The 16,469-nt window shown below is 46.9% G+C and carries 10 protein-coding genes; all 10 read right to left on the bottom strand.

Going from position 1 to position 16,469, the window contains the following annotated elements; genetic code table 11:
• Positions 1–4: 4 nt before the first annotated feature.
• Positions 5–973, bottom strand: a complete 969-nt coding sequence (locus V6669_RS15105; RefSeq protein WP_338594734.1) for an ABC transporter permease subunit — start codon at positions 971–973, stop codon at positions 5–7.
• A 218-nt stretch (positions 974–1,191) separates the two neighbouring features.
• The gene (locus V6669_RS15100; RefSeq protein WP_338594732.1) at positions 1,192–3,429 is read right to left on the bottom strand and encodes a helix-turn-helix domain-containing protein; all 2,238 of its coding nucleotides are present in this window, start codon (positions 3,427–3,429) and stop codon (positions 1,192–1,194) included.
• Between the two features lie 199 nt (positions 3,430–3,628).
• Positions 3,629–5,269: an ABC transporter substrate-binding protein gene (locus V6669_RS15095; RefSeq protein ID WP_338594731.1), complete on the bottom strand. Its 1,641-nt coding sequence runs from the start codon at positions 5,267–5,269 to the stop codon at positions 3,629–3,631.
• Between the two features lie 39 nt (positions 5,270–5,308).
• A complete protein-coding gene (locus V6669_RS15090) occupies positions 5,309–6,238 on the bottom strand; it encodes a carbohydrate ABC transporter permease (protein ID WP_338594730.1) in 930 nt (309 codons plus the stop codon).
• A 27-nt stretch (positions 6,239–6,265) separates the two neighbouring features.
• Complete coding sequence (locus V6669_RS15085; protein WP_338594956.1) at positions 6,266–7,120, bottom strand: ABC transporter permease subunit; 855 nt, start codon at positions 7,118–7,120, stop codon at positions 6,266–6,268.
• A 275-nt stretch (positions 7,121–7,395) separates the two neighbouring features.
• The gene (locus tag V6669_RS15080) at positions 7,396–9,747 is read right to left on the bottom strand and encodes a helix-turn-helix domain-containing protein (protein ID WP_338594729.1); all 2,352 of its coding nucleotides are present in this window, start codon (positions 9,745–9,747) and stop codon (positions 7,396–7,398) included.
• Positions 9,748–10,039: 292 nt separating this feature from the next.
• Complete coding sequence (locus V6669_RS15075; protein ID WP_133384773.1) at positions 10,040–11,743, bottom strand: RICIN domain-containing protein; 1,704 nt, start codon at positions 11,741–11,743, stop codon at positions 10,040–10,042.
• A 274-nt stretch (positions 11,744–12,017) separates the two neighbouring features.
• The gene (locus tag V6669_RS15070) at positions 12,018–12,965 is read right to left on the bottom strand and encodes a carbohydrate ABC transporter permease (protein ID WP_105598719.1); all 948 of its coding nucleotides are present in this window, start codon (positions 12,963–12,965) and stop codon (positions 12,018–12,020) included.
• A 17-nt stretch (positions 12,966–12,982) separates the two neighbouring features.
• Positions 12,983–13,828 (bottom strand): sugar ABC transporter permease, encoded by an 846-nt coding sequence (locus V6669_RS15065; protein ID WP_082219083.1) that lies wholly within the window; start codon positions 13,826–13,828, stop codon positions 12,983–12,985.
• Between the two features lie 53 nt (positions 13,829–13,881).
• Positions 13,882–16,458: a DUF5696 domain-containing protein gene (locus V6669_RS15060; protein WP_338594725.1), complete on the bottom strand. Its 2,577-nt coding sequence runs from the start codon at positions 16,456–16,458 to the stop codon at positions 13,882–13,884.
• Positions 16,459–16,469 lie beyond the last annotated feature (11 nt).

The raw sequence follows: 16,469 nt of genomic DNA, 5'->3' as shown, positions 1-16,469 counted from the left end.
CTCCCTACCATAAACTGTTGGATGAGACCTTTTTGGATATCAGGTTCACCAGCACTAACAGTACAAAGTTTACAACGGAATTAAACAGCCCGATGGCAGCGGAAAAGCTGAAATCGGAATTCAGTAATCCGACTTTGTATACATAAGTTGAGATGACTTCGGATGCATTTTGGTTCAGCGGGTTCTGCATCAGATATATTTTTTCGAAGCCTACACTCATAGTTGAGCCCACACTCAAGATCAAGAGAATGGACATCACCGGGACCAAGCTGGGAATATCAATGTTTATCATCCGTTGCAGTCGTGTTGCCCCGTCCACCCTGGCGGCTTCGTACAACTCGGGGTTTACACCGGACAAGGCTGCGATGTAGATGATGGCGTTGTACCCCATGAATTGCCAGGCATCCGAAAATACATAGATTGTCTTGAACATGCTGGCACTGCCCATGAAGTCAATCGGCTCCATGCCGAAGACTCTGAACAGATTGCTGACAAGTCCTACATTGGGCGACAGATTGACGATCAGAATGGACACAATGATTACCGTTGAAATGAAATAGGGTGCGTAAGTGACCATCTGTACTGTTTTTTTGAAAAAGCCGTTCCGGATCTCGTTTAATGCCAGCGCAAGCAAGATGGGTAACGGGAAATTGACGAGCAGACCGTATAACGAAATTACTAACGTATTTCGAAAATACTGCCAGAAGAATGGTGCCTGAAACAGCTGTTCAAAATACTTGAGACCTGCCCATGGACTCCCCCATATTCCCTGCACGACATTATAATCCTTAAAAGCAATCAGCACGCCAAACATCGGAACGTACTTGAAAATGAGAATGTACAACATAGGCAGTAAAACTAACAGATAAAACTGCCAGTGTCTGGACATTTTGCGGGCAATGCCGTTCGATGACTTTCCGGATAACACAGGCTCTTGCCGGGGTGAAACGGTGAAGGATGATTTGCTGTCCATTGTCACGCTCCTTTGCATGTGATGGTGCCATCTTAAACAGACAATTCATCCTCCAACAATATACATCTTTCACGCATGCAACCTATTTCCTCAAGAGAGCTGCTAAGTGAAAAGGAGCGGCAGCGCAGGCGAACCAATCTTTTTCTCCATACAAACATAATTCGTCGATGTCCTACTGCACGCTCTGGCAAGGTTTCCCCGGTCAGCAACAGCTTATCTCAATTTGGTTTAACCGCCCATTTGCGGTATTCACCGGGTGAAGTGTTTACATGTTTTTTGAACGCCCTGCCAAATGAGATCACATTGGCATATCCGACATCCTCTGCAATCTCATTAACGGACAACGTCGTTTGCTCCAGTAATTGTTGTGCCCGCTTGATTCGCACATCGATTAAATAATCGACAAACTTGTTGCCCGTCATCTCTTTAAACAATTTGCTGATGGATTTGGGACTGAGTTGGAACTGCTCCGCCAGATAATCAAGGGACAGCTCAGGATTGCCATACTCACGTTCAATACATTTGCGAATTTCAAAAATCCGTTCCGAATGCGTCCGTTTCTCCTGACGATGGCGAATCTGCTCTGCCAGGTTCGTCAGCGGGTAACGTACATTTGCCTCAAGCTGCTGAAACGTCTCGGAAGAGGACAACGCATCCTGCAAGGATGGCTCGGCCTCGTCTGCCCACAGTTCTTGAAATTCTTTGGGAAGTCTGCTTATTTCCCGCTCTATGGAATAGATCATATATCCGACCAGACTTACAATATTATCCCGGTCCAGAATATCCTGCTCAATTTGCTGCATAATTGTATCGTATTCCTGTCTCCAGTCAGACTTCGCTGTACGCAGGGATTGCGCCATGGCATGAACCAGTTGGAAATAGTCAAATGCTCCTGCCTTTTTATCCTTATTTACGTGGGAAAACAGAATGACCTGGTTGCCGCCCAAAACCATCTTGTATTTCAACGCTTGCAGCGCTTGGCGATAAGAATCAGGAATAAGCGTATACGCATTGGCGATGCTTCCCACACCAACACTGATTCTGAGATTCATGTTTTGCTCAATCCACGTCCGTGTATCCTCGAACATCTGAAGCAGATGTGGGTCAACTCCCTGTTCATCCTCCAATTGCAGCATGGCTCCAAGAATATCACCTGAAATCCATCCCGCCCATATCGTATAACCGTGTTGTTCAGCCGTTTCCTGAATGACGCTCAGAATGGCGAACTTCAGTAAATATTGATCCCGAGGCAAGTAATACTGTACAAAACGAGCATAATCATCCATTTCTACGACACAGATGACCTGTTTTTGGTTTAGATCATTCAATTGAAATCCGTTTTGCTGTGAGTCCCATTGGCTTGGATTCTCAGGATATTGGCCATCCAGCAATTGCTGGAGCAGATATGTTTTCTTCAATTGTTCATCTTCACGATTTTGCTGCTGGTAAATGTGATTCTGTGCCAGAAAAAGATTCAGTGCTGATTCAATGAATGCAAACTCGTCCTTGGGCCCCTGATGATCCTTCGAGACAGGACTGTCCTTAAACTGAGGAAAGCTGTTGATCCTGGAGATGATCTGTTCAATAGGCTTGTAGCTTTTTCGCGTAATGTAAAAAAACCAGGCAACCCCGGCGATAATCATAACGATGCCTATCACAAACCAGACGTTATACAGCGCATTGGTAGCGTTTACAAAAATACCGTTTAATGGTCCGCTCACATACGTCCACCCGGTTAATGCCGAGGTTTTCTGCGTAACAACAGACAGATCGTCATGCTCCGCCCCGGCCAAGTCGAGAATATCCTGCCCTGCCCCATCCAGAATTCGGGTATAGCTGATCTGCTGTTCATAGATTCCGTTGACAAGTTCGGTCATTTTGTCGGGGGACAGGTTAACAACTAGCAGCCCTTCCCCGTTAAGGAGAACGGGACTTCTGAGCACAAGACTGACAACCTGGCGATAACCTACAATGGAAAAGGGTTCAAACTTCCTGAGTTCCGTCCAGTGATTCCCCGACTTTGTTAACTGTGAGTGGATAAATGGAGCATCTGAAAAATCCTCCAACGTTGTGATGGTTGCATCACTAATGACAACCGGATGATGCGTCCGAACAACATAGATAGAATCCACCAGCGGATGATCCTGCTTGAACTGTCTCATGAACTCGGCTATCTGAATGTGCAGATAGTCGTTGTCCGTGTCGCTCTCATTCCAGAACAAAAAAAGCTCATTATTATGCAGTAATTCGGAAAGCAGCTCTTGCTCCATCGTTTTCAGTGAAGAATCAACCAGATTCATGGCCTGAACAAGCAAGCTTGCATTCGCCATGGTCGCTTCCTTACGACTCTGACTGATCAGCAATTGGTAGTATAAGAAAAACATAAAGGTAACTACAATGAAAAAGACAGGAATGTAGGATAACAACTGTCGATAATAAAAGATTTTCCTCTTCATGCACGTCTCCCCTCCAGACAATGAAATGATGTTCATATGATATCTGACAGGGAAAACAGGTTCAATCACAGAATTTTAAGAAGGATGCAATGATATTACGATTTAATTTATATCAATAAAAAACGTTCCCGGCTCGCATATGTTGACTGCGAAGCGGAAACGTTTGATTGTGTAACCGGATATGATTCAGATACTTTAATTATTTGGAAACAGAAGAAGTATCATAGGAAGACTGCATAATCTCCAGATATCGAGTAATGTTCAGTCCCTCCAGGCCTTTCACATATTCATCCCAATCCTTATCCAGACTTTTGGCGCCTGTAATAAATTGCAGGGCGTTCTGATCGATGTAATCCTTGAGATTGGTCTGCATCATGCTGGCTTCATCAGCTTGAGACGGATCTACCCACAATGCCCAATGAGGGAAAATCTCTTTCGGTTCCTTGCCCTCCATTAACAATGTCGCCTCATAGAGACGTCGCTCACCACCATCATTGGCATAGATGTCTGTCCCCTGTACTTCGGAGTCCCGATATGCCTGATAATGATTGTACTGACTCAATGCAGCCCAACTGTCATTACGAGGTTCTTCTCCAGAAGGAAGCGGAATGGCTTTATATAACGGCTCTATCTGATCATTGAGCGCCACTTCTCCTTCTTGTGGTTTGCGCCAGCTTACGCCCTCTTCTCCCAGATATGATGCCATGGTGCCTTCCTGGGTATAGATATAATCCAGCAGCTTTATGGCCGCGATCTGCGTTTCCTCACTGGCTTTGTTTGTCAGTACAAAGGACGCTCCGGGATCAATCGGATAGTTGTACGTAGCATAAGCAGCATGGGGTCCCTTCAATGGAGGGATGGGATTGTAATCATTCCCGTAAGGAGAACCTTCGGCAGTGGTGACAAATAACGATGGATGCATCGCTGCTCCTGCACCAAGTAGCTGTGCATCGGCGTTATCACCGATTTTTTTGAAAGCACCCACGTTTTGAGTAAAGGCTCCCGGATCAATTAACCCTTCATCGTACAGGGATTTAATATAGGCAAGCCCTTCTTTCCACTCCGGTTTGTTCACTACGGTCTCCACTTTCCCCTGATTGACAATGAGATAATTCCGATCGTCGTCATAGATAAAACCGTTCATCAAGTACGGAATAATGTGCACACCGAAATTTTCAGTCGAACCGCTTAGCGGTACTTCGTCGGCTTTACCGTTCCCGTTCGGGTCTTTCGTTTTAAATGCCCGAAGCATTTCCTTAAATTCTTCTGTCGTCGTGGGTTCGGTCAGGCCCAGTTGTTCCATCCATTTGGTGTTGACCCACATCTTGTTTGGGTATGAACAGTGAAAACATTCATTCAGCCCCGTCAGACCGTAGATATTTCCGTCTGGAGCGGTGTTCATGGCCCGATAATAGTCATTGCTTTCAAGCACTTTTTTAATATTGGGGGCATACTCATCAATCAGATCATTCAGCGGCAAAATAACCCCCTGCTGACCAAACTTCAACAAGTCTGTCTGGGAGAAACGATCTACCCAAGGGATGAGCAGATACAAGTCCGGGTAATCACCGGAAGCCAGTGAAATCTGTCTTTTCTCCGCTGCACCGTCGAATGGAACCGTAGTCCAGTTGAACTGAATATCAAACTTTTCTTCCATTTTCTTCGTGAATTTATTAGTGGACAGGTTGGTATCCGAACCCTGGTGGGCAAACACATTAATGGCCGTCTTGCCTGATGGATCGCTGCCTTCCCCGTTCCCTTTATTAGAACTCGAGCATCCGGCAAGTACCAACGAGGTAAACAGCATACAGGCAAGAATGATGAATCCCGCTTTTCTCAATACAATCCTCTCCCTCATGAATAGTAGAAAAAAATGAACTTATCCTTTGACTGAGCCAATTAGCATACCTTGCACGAAATACCGTTGAACAAAAGGATAAATGATTAGCACTGGTAAGCTGGCCATCACAATTAACGAGTACTTCATGAGTTCAGCCATTTGCTGCTGTTTGATCATTTCCGATGCATCCATGTTCCCCGTACTGCTGTTCAGAATAAGAATACTGCGCAATATCAGCTGTAGCGGATAGAGCGACTGTGATTTCAAGTAGATGAGGGCGTCAAAGTATGCATTCCACTGACCGACAGCGTACATAAGTGACAACACGGCGATAATCGGTTTGGCGAGTGGCAGGATAATACTGAAGATAAACCGGATGTCACTGCAGCCATCGATGTCTGCTGCTTCGGACAACTCTTCCGGTATCGAATTCTGAAAAAAGGTACGGGCAATGATGACTTGCCATACCCAGACGGCATTGGGAATCAGCAACGCCCAGCGGGTATCAATCAGCCCCATGGTTTTGACCACCAGATAAGTAGGGATCAAACCGCCTGAAAACAACATGGTGAAGGTAATAAACATCATTAACGAGCTGCGGCCAACAAACGATTTTTTGGATAATGGATAAGCAATCATAATGGTCAGTGCCACGCTGATGAAGGTGCCGCAGGCTGTATAGAAAAGGGAATTGGCATAACCGGTAAGGACTTGATCATTGCGCAATACAGACTTGTAACCGTCAAACGTCAGGTCAATGGGCCACAACCAGACTTTTCCCGAGGAGACGGCAGCTGGGCTACTGAGCGAAGAACTCACAATATAGATCAAGGGATACAGCACGGCAATCAGCACCACAGTCAGCATGAAGTAAACAACCGTTATAAATACGCGGTCTCCCCAGGATTCACGAATCGTACTACTGCTCTTGATCCGCGAACGACCTGCATTTGTCTGTGTGTTAGGCATGGGTTGGTTCTCCTCCTTTCGCTCCCGTTACCATAAGCTTGTATTTGACAGTCGCTTGGCGACCGCGTTTACGATTAATAGCAGAATCAGGTTAATCACCGAGTTGAACAGGCCAACTGCAGTAGCGAAGCTGTAATTGGCGTTCAGCAATCCTATTTTATAGACATACGTGGAGATGATCTCCGAAGCAGACAGGTTGAGCGGATTTTGCAGCAAATATATTTTTTCGAACCCAACAGCCATGATATTCCCTACACTCAGGATCAGAATGATGACGGCTGCCGGAATTAGTCCGGGCAGATCAACATTAATGATTTTCTGTATTCGGTTGGCTCCGTCCACTTTGGCGGCTTCATACAGGGATGGATCAACACCTGCCAGAGCAGCTAGATATATCACAGCGGAGTACCCCATTCCCTGCCACACATCGGAGAATACGTAGATGGATCGAAACAGTCCAGGCTCACCGAGAAAATTCACCGCTTCGAAACCAAGGGCACCTGCAATCGTGTTGACAATACCCAGCCTAGGAGACAGAAAGAGCATAATGATGGAGACCATAACAACGGTAGAGATGAAATATGGAGCATACGTCACCATTTGTACTGTTTTTTTGAATCGTATGTTTTTAATTTCGTTCAGCGCCAGCGCCAGTAATATAGGAATCGGGAAACCAACGATCAGGCTGTAAAACGAAATGTAGAGCGTGTTCTTGATCAGCATAACAAACGCCGGATTTTTAAAAAGCAATTCGAAATACTTGGTTCCGGCCCATGGACTGCCCCAGATCCCCTTGATGACGTTGTAATCTTTAAATGCCAGGACCGCATTCACCATGGGTACATACTTGAAAATAATAAAGTAAGCAATCGGTGGCAGGATCAGCAGATATAGCTGCCAATGTCGCCTCCAGCTTCTGGATAATGCTTGCTTCAAGGCAAACGCTTTACTTGGTTTCTTTACGGACTTTGATTCACTGGTTATTGTGGTTCTCAGAATCATCCCCCCATTCTTGGCTCCCAATCGTGCTGAAGTCCAGCTCAATTTGGTAGCGCTTACTTTTTGAGTAATCATAAGATTGCGCTGGGGATGCGTAAAGGTACAGTTACGCTGAGAAAGTACAAAAAGCGAATATAGTTCCCAAGAAACAGCCTACATTAACCGCTATGAACGTCCATTTTCCGAAATACACTCGGAGAAATGCCGCGTACCCGCTTGAAAGCTCGACGGAATGAATGTGCACTGTTATACCCGGTGGCCTCCGCGATCTCGTCAATGGTCTGACCAGTGGAGTGCAACAAGTTCGAGGCAGCATCAATGCGTACCCGTTCTACATAATCGGAAAGATTCTCTCCCGTGTGTTCTTTGAACAGTTGGGATATAAACTTCTCGGACTTGCTCATGTGCTCGGCAATCCGGTAAATCGTCAAGTTTGCATCCCCATAATTATGTTGGATAAAACAAATCATTTCGTTTACTGTATCCGCATGTGCTCCTGCTCTTCTTCTCTGGAAATCACCGCAGATGTCTTCTGTTAACCGTTTGAATTTTGCCCGCAGCGAACTAATCGTTTCTGTCATCTGAATGGATGTCAACCGAGATTTATAATCCTCCAGCAGGGAGGCATCCAGCTTGAATTTGGGTTCGTCCAGCTTCAGAAAAGTCCCCTTCAGCTCCATGATGAACTGCTGTGTCATCTCGTAGGACAGTTCCCGCTCCTCTAAATTACGAAGAAATAATTGGTCCAGAATACGTATCGCCTCTTCAGGCTCACCGACTTTGATCGTGTTCAGCAAGCGCTGTTCAGACTCAATCGGATAATAGAACATTTCATTTTCCTTCATCGTATCTTCAAATCTCACCAGATGATCTGTTCCCATATGAATGGCATAATCCAGAGCTTGTTTGGCTTCGTCAAAGGAACGTCCTGCATCATTCCAAACCTCGTAAGCTGCACCTGTGCCAATTGTTGTAGATATCCGATGCTCCCGGTAGATTACTTCCATCAAGCTGTTCAGCTCTTTTTCACATCTCCCTATAGCTTCATTCAGTTGGTTCACATCCACTGGACAGGCAAAAGCGATCTGGTCTGTTCCCCAATCCGTGATTAGCAGCTGCGCATTCCACTCTGTAAGTACCTGTTTGATGAGCAGCCTCGCGACACCCAGTTCATGGATAGTTTCTTCACTGTCCAGATTGGCATATCCGTTTACCTTCACTAAGCCTGCCAAGCCCTTGCTGCTATGAAGAGAAATGTGCGCCTGGGATGATATAACCTCCAACTCAAGTGAGGTATAGACTTCTCCGGTTAACAAACGTTTGATAAAACCGTCTCTCAATAACGGAATCTGCTCATTCATGGCGTTTTTAAGTGAGTCATTATTAGCAATGAGATTGTTAATATGGCTTGCCAAAAAATCATATTCATTGCCCCGTTTGCCTGAGGAATCGGTGATTTGTTCCCGAAAAGAGGCCAACAATCTGTATACGGGTGCACTATTCCGATAGGCCAGAACCAGCCCGAATAACAGTCCCAAGGCAATGGTTGCCAAAGTAAAGACCAGCGTGACTTGTTTGATTGGGTCCGCTTTTGTCATGAGTGCTTTCTCTGGAATCCCTGCCATGTAATTCCATCCATTTTGACTGGACTGTATCGATATCAGCAGCCGACCATCACTTCCAGGCTGTACGTTCTGCACGTTTAGCTCCGTTTCCGCAGCGTTATCTTCTCTCTGGCGACTCTGTGCCATTTGCTCGGCCTCGGCCTGTTCAATACCAAGGGAGAAAATGATCTGCCCTTCCGCATCGGTGACGAGAGTCCAGCCGCCATATTGATCCACAATATTTTGAGTAAGGCTGGCCATCTGATCCTGATCAATCATGACACCAATCGTCGCTTGCGGTTTGTTGAAGCTGTTCAAAGGCAGAGATTGCAGAAACGTAATGGCGGGAACGTCTGCAAGCACAGTGCCGAGTATTTCACGTTTATAGTTTCGAAGCGGTATGATTTCATTAAAGTGAGGCTGTTTGAGAATTTGGTTATGCCATTGCTCATACGACATACCATCCAGCTGATTGGCTGCATAATAATGCTCCGGACGATAATACACAGTTCTTGGTGTGATGATGGCATTGTAGTTGGGAATGTGAATGAAGAAATGGGACAAGTAATCATTGGTACTGCTGTACATGGAGAGGCTCCGCTGCATACGGTTCATACCGTAGACATTGTAGAGATCACGCGGCTTCGGGCCAGCAATTAAATTTTGCAAATCGGGATTGGCGGCAAGCTGTCTGGTAAAGGCTTCAACTTGAAGAAGATTTCGCTCAATGATCTCCTTGCCAAGACTCAGCGACTTCAAGCTGTTCTCGATGGAGCTGGAACGTGCTGCTTCAATGGAAGCTCGGTAAGAGGCATATCCCGCAATTTGAGGAATCATCAGGATGATGAGATACGAAATGAGGAATCGGCGGAACACGGGTGAAAATTTGGACCATAGGAGCTGCATATGTACCCTCCCTTTTTTATCAAGCGCTTACATTTCTCTGTGATAAGGTAGCTGTTCAATGATACACCGGGCATTTCTTCCTGGTGAAGGTACAACTTCTTCCTTATGGTACATTTACATACTGTAGCGTACAATGCTTGCTTGAAAATAATTGTCAGTCTGCGGGTTAGCGCATAAAAATAGTTGTATCTTACCTTGGCACGGCTTCCATCCCAAAGTATCAAAAATAAACGCAAAAAACCTCCCCAAGACATGGAATGACTTGGGGAGGTTTTTGTTTAACGTTGTGCTATTAATTGCTAACGGCAACAAATTTCCATTGTTGGTTTGTTGCACCTGTGTAGGTGTTCTGCTGCAACTTGGCACCATCCGAAGTCGAAGCGTTCGCCACTTCAATCGCTTTATTGCTGTTCACGTTGATGATACTCCAGTATCCGTTTCCAAGGTCATTCACTTTAAAATGCTGAGCGGTTGTGTTCAGATTGCTCATGAGCTGGACCACTTCCCCATTGGTGTTGGTACCGTTGCGAATGTCGATGACTTTGTCCGGTGAGTTCACACTTGTCAGTGTATAGTTACCGTTGCCGATCGAGGTCAGAACCCACTTCTGAGGGTTGCCGCCCAGATCACTCCATTGCTGGAGCTGAAGATTGTTTTCGTTTAGACCACCAGGGACATCAATAACCTTGTTGGAATGCCGGGCTACAATTTTATAGGTTGCACCGGATACAAGACCTGTTGTTGGTCCACCTGTTCCACTGCCCGGGTAAGTCTGAGCACGTTCATGGTACCAGTTAAACAGGAATCGTCCCATGGCACTCCGTGAAGCATCTCCATCCCATTTCAGTCCAGCCGTTGGGTCGGCAAAGGAGCTTCGTGGTCCTTCACTTAGAATGAATCCGTTCATATGAGCTGCAATGCTTACATTGCCTGCGGCGTTGAAGATTGTTTTGGTATTGGTACCAAAACCTTCATTGCTGCCATTAAACAAGTTCCAATAGGCCGAATCGCCAGGTTTGTTTTTGAACCAGGTTACCTCGGTAATGTTAATCGGATATTTGTCAGCGGCTGCCTTCACGTTGGTATTCCACTGGTCTTGCAGGATGGAGAAGTTGTCATATGCGCCATAACCAGGGTACCAGTGAACCGCATACCCATAGTTGTTGAGCGGATCAGTCAATGGATGGCTTGCCGTCAAGCTGTAAAATTGGTTGTATCCCAGACCTGCCGCCCAGATAACGTTGTCCGCACCTTTGCTGCGAATTGTTGAAATCATGGAATTTTGGAAATTACGCAGGTCATTCCAGTGATCCACAAAATCATTTTCCCCGTTGTATCCACCCCAATGTCCATTCGCATAGGATTTCACTGGTTCGTTGATCAGTTCGAAGTGAACGTTGTCTGCACTTTTGATCTCCGGGCGTGAAGCGAGATAACCCCAGATTTCGTTGAATTTTTGCAGGTTGGCAGGTGTTGTTGCCTGATCATCCTTCAATGTGAAGTCCAGTCCCAAGACAACATAGACACCTTTTGTTTTGGCATATTGAATGTACGGAATAATTACATTTTGCGTAACGGTCTGCACACCGGCAAAGTTATATGTACCAGCAGCAACATCTCCCATGTCCTGACGATCGATGAACAGACGTACCTGATTCATATTCCAGCCATGATTGCTTCCGTACTTCGCGCTGGTGTCCGCAAAAGTATCGGTAATGTCTTTCAGATAAGCCAGTGTAGCTGCATGACGGTTATTGCCGTGCAGATTGAGATAATAATTGCTGTCCTGATACGTCCAGTAGGCACCTGAGGGTTGATGCCAACCGTTCAGTAGCACAGGCTGGTTGTTGCTGTTCACCAGGTTTTTGCCGTTTACGTGCAGCTTGCCCATCGGCATGCCCACCCATGCTTCGGCACGGCTGCCTCCCCATGGAGCAATTGTGATCAATAAAGCCAGAATGAGTACAAGTTTACAAGATGTCATGAACTTCTTCACTTTAATTCCTCCTGATCTGATATATTGCCTTGCAATAATGCGAATATGCTCCGTCAGAGTATCTCTGATCAAACAGATCGCTCAGGTCGGCGCCCGCTCCCGCAGCCCGTTCCATACCAGCAGGGGGATCCTGCGTAGGGAAGGATCGCGATTCTGCTGTGAGCAGACGTTCATGAGATCGTTACATGCCCCCTTTTCACAGATGGAATGTTGCATGAAGTTACTCCTTCCTCTTCCAGTCTGATCCCACTCCAAACGTACAGGAGAACTTAACTTAACCGACGATTCCCGTACGCTCTACACTCTCTACGAAATATCGTTGCACAAACAAATAGATGACGATCAAAGGAAGTATGGCAAGAAGAATTCCTGTATCCTGGATCATGCTCAGATAGAACGGATCGGCTTGGGAAGCTGCACCGTCGGTAACCTGCTGGGCCAGATTATACGGAAGGGACGATAACTGGGTCGACATGACTTTACTTGAAGTCAGATAAGTCGTCGTATAGAAGCTGTCGTTCCACTGCCATACGAAGGAAAACAGCATGACTGTTACCATGGACGGAATGGCATTGGGCAGCATGATTCTTGAAAATGTTCGTCCGATGCCCGCGCCGTCCACATAGGCCGCCTCCTCCACTTCCTTCGGAATACCCCTGAAGAATTGCCGGAAGATAAAGATGTACAAACCGGCCTTAAGTGAATTGGCCGTAATTGCCGTCAGAATAAACGGCCAATAGGTATTAAGCAAATTAACAGGTTTGCCGGCTATAAGCGTCATAAGCCCCATCAGATCAAAGCTTTTCAGATTCAGGTATACCGGAATGAGAATAGTCGTTGGCGGTACAAGAATCGTCAGAATTACACCAGCAAACAGCCAGTTGCTTCCCCTGAATTTCAGTCTGGCGAATCCGTATCCTGCAAGTGCACAGGATGCTGTAGTCAGCAGTGTAGTTGTTGCAGACAGGGCAAACGTATTAAAAAGCGTTGCCCAGTAATCCATGACGCGTATCGCCTCTTTGAAATTGTCGATGGAGAAGTTCTGTGGAATCCATACCACCACTGCCGAATATAGATCACCTTTAGCTTTGATGGATGTGGAAACCTTCTGAAATATGGGAAACAGGATAACGAAGGAAAGCCCGGTAATCAGAACGAATCGGATCATGGCCCACAGCCAGCCTTTCCAATGCTCCAACGATAATAATCGTGATGTTGTCACGTGGGACGCCCTCCTTTCTAATCTTGATAGAAGACTCGCTTTGAGAAAATGATGTTTACGATAACCAGAATGATGGCAATGGCCAGAAAGTAGACCCATGCCATGGCAGAACTTAATCCAAAGTCAAATTTGACGAAGCCGGTATCCCGGATCAGTTCCGTCATGGCGTTATTGGCAAACGAATCAATGATTGTATAGATCGCATTGACAAAAATAAGCGGGCTGACCATCGGGAACGTAATTTTCCAAAAGGCTTCATAACCCGTTGCCCCTTCCATCTTCGAAGCCTCATACAGTTGAGGGGAAATCGTCTGGATCCCTGCCAAAAAGATCAAAATCTGTACACCGGATTGACTGACGATCTGATAGATCCTATCTACGGCGCTGCTCAGATACGTAACGATCCAATCGCTCACTCCGGCGTTAACCATCAGATTTTCGAGTTCAAATGTCCCGAGTGAGCTTCCACCTGTGCTGCTCTGATTAACCGCTTCAATCAGGCTGGTGCTCTCCAGTGTCATAATCACTCCCGATGCCAGAATAACGGGCAGGAAAAAGATCGACCGCGCTACAGCCCGGCCCCTGAACTTCTGATTCAGGATGACGGCAAGGAACAGACTGAATATAACGATAAGCGGTACGTTGATGAGCACGTCTGTGATCGCCTCAATTAACGCACGGTTAAAGCTTGTATTGACGGTCAGCGCCTGAATGTAATTGGCAACACCGTTGAACTGAATCGCTATGCCTTCCGCGTTAGCCTGAATTGTACTCATGCTGTATCGCAGAGAGGCTAACAGCGGAATGAAGAAAAACAACACAAAACCAATGAGCCAGGGAAGCACGTAGATTACGCCCCACATGGCTTTCTGCTGAGCATACGTACGACTTCCCCATTTCCATTTCAGGAGCGTCTTCAGAGCTGCTCACCACCAGTCACATAGCTTTGGGCTTCCACTGTATCGTTGTTAACTTCTACAGGGAAGTCGTTATAATTGACGATTACGAACCCGCCACCTTCATATGTTGTCCGGAAGACGCCCTCCTCCAGGGATTCATGGGACATCATGGAACGTCCGGCAAACGGTTGGTTCACCTGGTTCACCTCGTTGTAGATCTCGGCAGCCAGATCGATCCATTGTTCATAATTTGCCGCGTAGAGATCATCATAATCCGTTTCTTTCACAACATGGTTTGGCGCATTGAACCATGCAAAGTAAGGACTGGCTCCATATTCAATCAGCTTCAGCACATATTGCCTTGCATTGGTATATGTGGAGAGATTGTATGGCGTCCCCGTATAACCGATGCTGCCGTGTACAACGAGCTGATAGAACGGAATCTCTTCATCCTCCAGCTTGAAACGACTGCTGGTCATCGGCGCATCTGTCAGACCAGTTACATACGGCAGGGCATAAGCGTTCCCGCCTTCAGCAACAAGCGAGCCAGCCTGCTGCCCGATCTGTTCAAGTACCTTCTTTACGGAGCCAAGCGCTTGTGTTCGGTCCACCAGCTTTTTCGGATTCATATCGCTGTTTAACTGAGCTGCCAGATCATTCAGGCTTAGTGACAGTCCATCCTTTTGAAGGGACCTCAGCTCATCTAACATGTCTGCCGTCACGTCCTCCAGCATGTTGGGCGAAAGTACATAGGATGGTGAACGATCCCGGTCCCGCCGCTGGATGGCCTGGTTCATCGGATATAAGACCGCCGGTTCCTGAGTTAATGTGCGTGAAGCTTCTTTGGACGGTTTAAACCCTTTTTTGGATTGCACATTCAGCAGAGCGATATCGGGATAGAAACCGATACCCGCTTCTTGTGTGTATGCGCTGAAATCCCGGAATCCCTTTTTCCCGCCTACCGCGCCATCTACTTGGATGGAATCCGGCAGTCGATGATGAAGTCCGCCGTTAAGCCATCCCGCATAGCGCACCTGAATATTGGATACCTTCTTCTCCGTCAAGGCGGAAAGAATATTTTTGGCTTCATCAAATGTGGTCAAAGCCTCCGTTGAATCATACGGTATGCCCAGCATATGCTGCCTTGTTGTCATGCCACCGAACAGTTGCAGATAAAAGGGAACGTTACTCTGCTCCTTGCTGGCATTCAGCTCGGGAAGTCCGCCGTTTTGCACCAGATAATCCCGATAGAGAGATGCAAGCCCTGAGTACGAGGCCTTATCCGCCCCAACAAAAGCATATCGAACGACGAAGTCGGACGCGGTCGGTTTCTTCTGGAATTTCGGAAGTGTACGAACCATATCACTTGCCTGAAGTGTCACATCGCTCTTGTTAACCACATAGAAGCTTGGATATACGTTGTTGTAACTGTTCAGTTTGCCGCTGATATCGGCATTCACAACGGCAACGGCATCCCCTTGTTCAATAATGCCTAGGAAAGCTCCCTCTTTCTTAATCAGTCCAAATACCGGCAACCTGGCTCTGGCTTCATTCGAACTTGCTTCCCGTAGTTTCATGGTCATATCCGGTCCGTATATATCTTGTTGATAGGCAGGATACTGCAGCTTGCCATTGTTAAAATGGATCAGCGCTCCCGAACCGTCCGGCACCAGTATGGAGCCCTCTTCTTCTGAACCCCCGGCCCCGAAATAATCCATTACAGATATGCTGTTGATCGGATATTCCTCCGGAAAATGAATGCCTGAGGACGGAACACGTACAAGCAGATCCTCTCCATCCAGCTCATATTCCATCGTAAGCATAAACAGCCGTGGTCCACTTCGTTCCTCTTCAATGCCGAACTCGGCATGATCCTGAGCCAGATCCTCCGATGTGTAACCGGCTGTGTCAAAAGCTTTCAAGGCCCGGGACAATTGCAATCCTTGCATCGCCTTATCAATCCGGACGTAAGCCCCTTCATCCTTGTCTTCCGCATAGCCGACCTTCAAGGCCCGTTGCCCGGCCTTGTCTAGCTGTGCAAGCAGCTTTTGTTCAAATCGCTCCTTACTGATCTTCATCGGCAAGTCTTCTATGGATCGCTCAGTGCTTCCAAACTGGTAGTGGACCCGCACGCCGCCTGGCAGCACCTCGTAGCTTATCTGCTTGTGTGCAACACTATCCGTGAAGGAATTCACGGTGCTGCTCTGTCCGAGGCTGTTGAAGAAGCTGAGCTTTGTTTGTGATGACAAAAGGTCTTTGTTTATCCCGGCCGCAACCCCATCCTGCTCACGATCTGCAGGATTGCTGCGCCAGATCTGGCCGCTCTGCGTGTGAATCACTGCAATCTCGGCAGTCTCTTCGTTAATGAACAACTGCAGCGCAGCATTCTGCGCAATGCCTACCATGCCGGGAAGGCGGACATCGCTGAACGATGATTTCAGTTTCTCTCCGGGAGGCAGGGAGGGAAAGTCCGTCGAATCTGCGGCAGTCACTGTCTCGTGAGCAAGCGGTGTTGGCGAGAATTGACAACCGCCAAGAAGCAGACTGCCCGCGAGCAGCATTCCTGTTATTTTTTTGGCTACGGCATATTTCATAACAATTTCCT

Source organism: Paenibacillus sp. Y5S-9, from assembly GCF_036894235.1.
Lineage (GTDB): Bacteria > Bacillota > Bacilli > Paenibacillales > Paenibacillaceae > Paenibacillus.
The sequence above is the reverse complement of the archived record's forward strand: the minus strand, read 5'-3'. Positions and strand labels throughout refer to the sequence as shown.

Coding starts and splice junctions, on each gene's coding strand:
- V6669_RS15100 (WP_338594732.1), bottom strand. CDS start 3,429: ATGAAGAGGAAAATCTTTTATTATCGACAGTTGTTATCCTACATTCCT.
- V6669_RS15105 (WP_338594734.1), bottom strand. CDS start 973: ATGGACAGCAAATCATCCTTCACCGTTTCACCCCGGCAAGAGCCTGTG.
- V6669_RS15090 (WP_338594730.1), bottom strand. CDS start 6,238: ATGCCTAACACACAGACAAATGCAGGTCGTTCGCGGATCAAGAGCAGT.
- V6669_RS15065 (WP_082219083.1), bottom strand. CDS start 13,828: ATGTGGGGCGTAATCTACGTGCTTCCCTGGCTCATTGGTTTTGTGTTG.
- V6669_RS15080 (WP_338594729.1), bottom strand. CDS start 9,747: ATGCAGCTCCTATGGTCCAAATTTTCACCCGTGTTCCGCCGATTCCTC.
- V6669_RS15060 (WP_338594725.1), bottom strand. CDS start 16,458: ATGAAATATGCCGTAGCCAAAAAAATAACAGGAATGCTGCTCGCGGGC.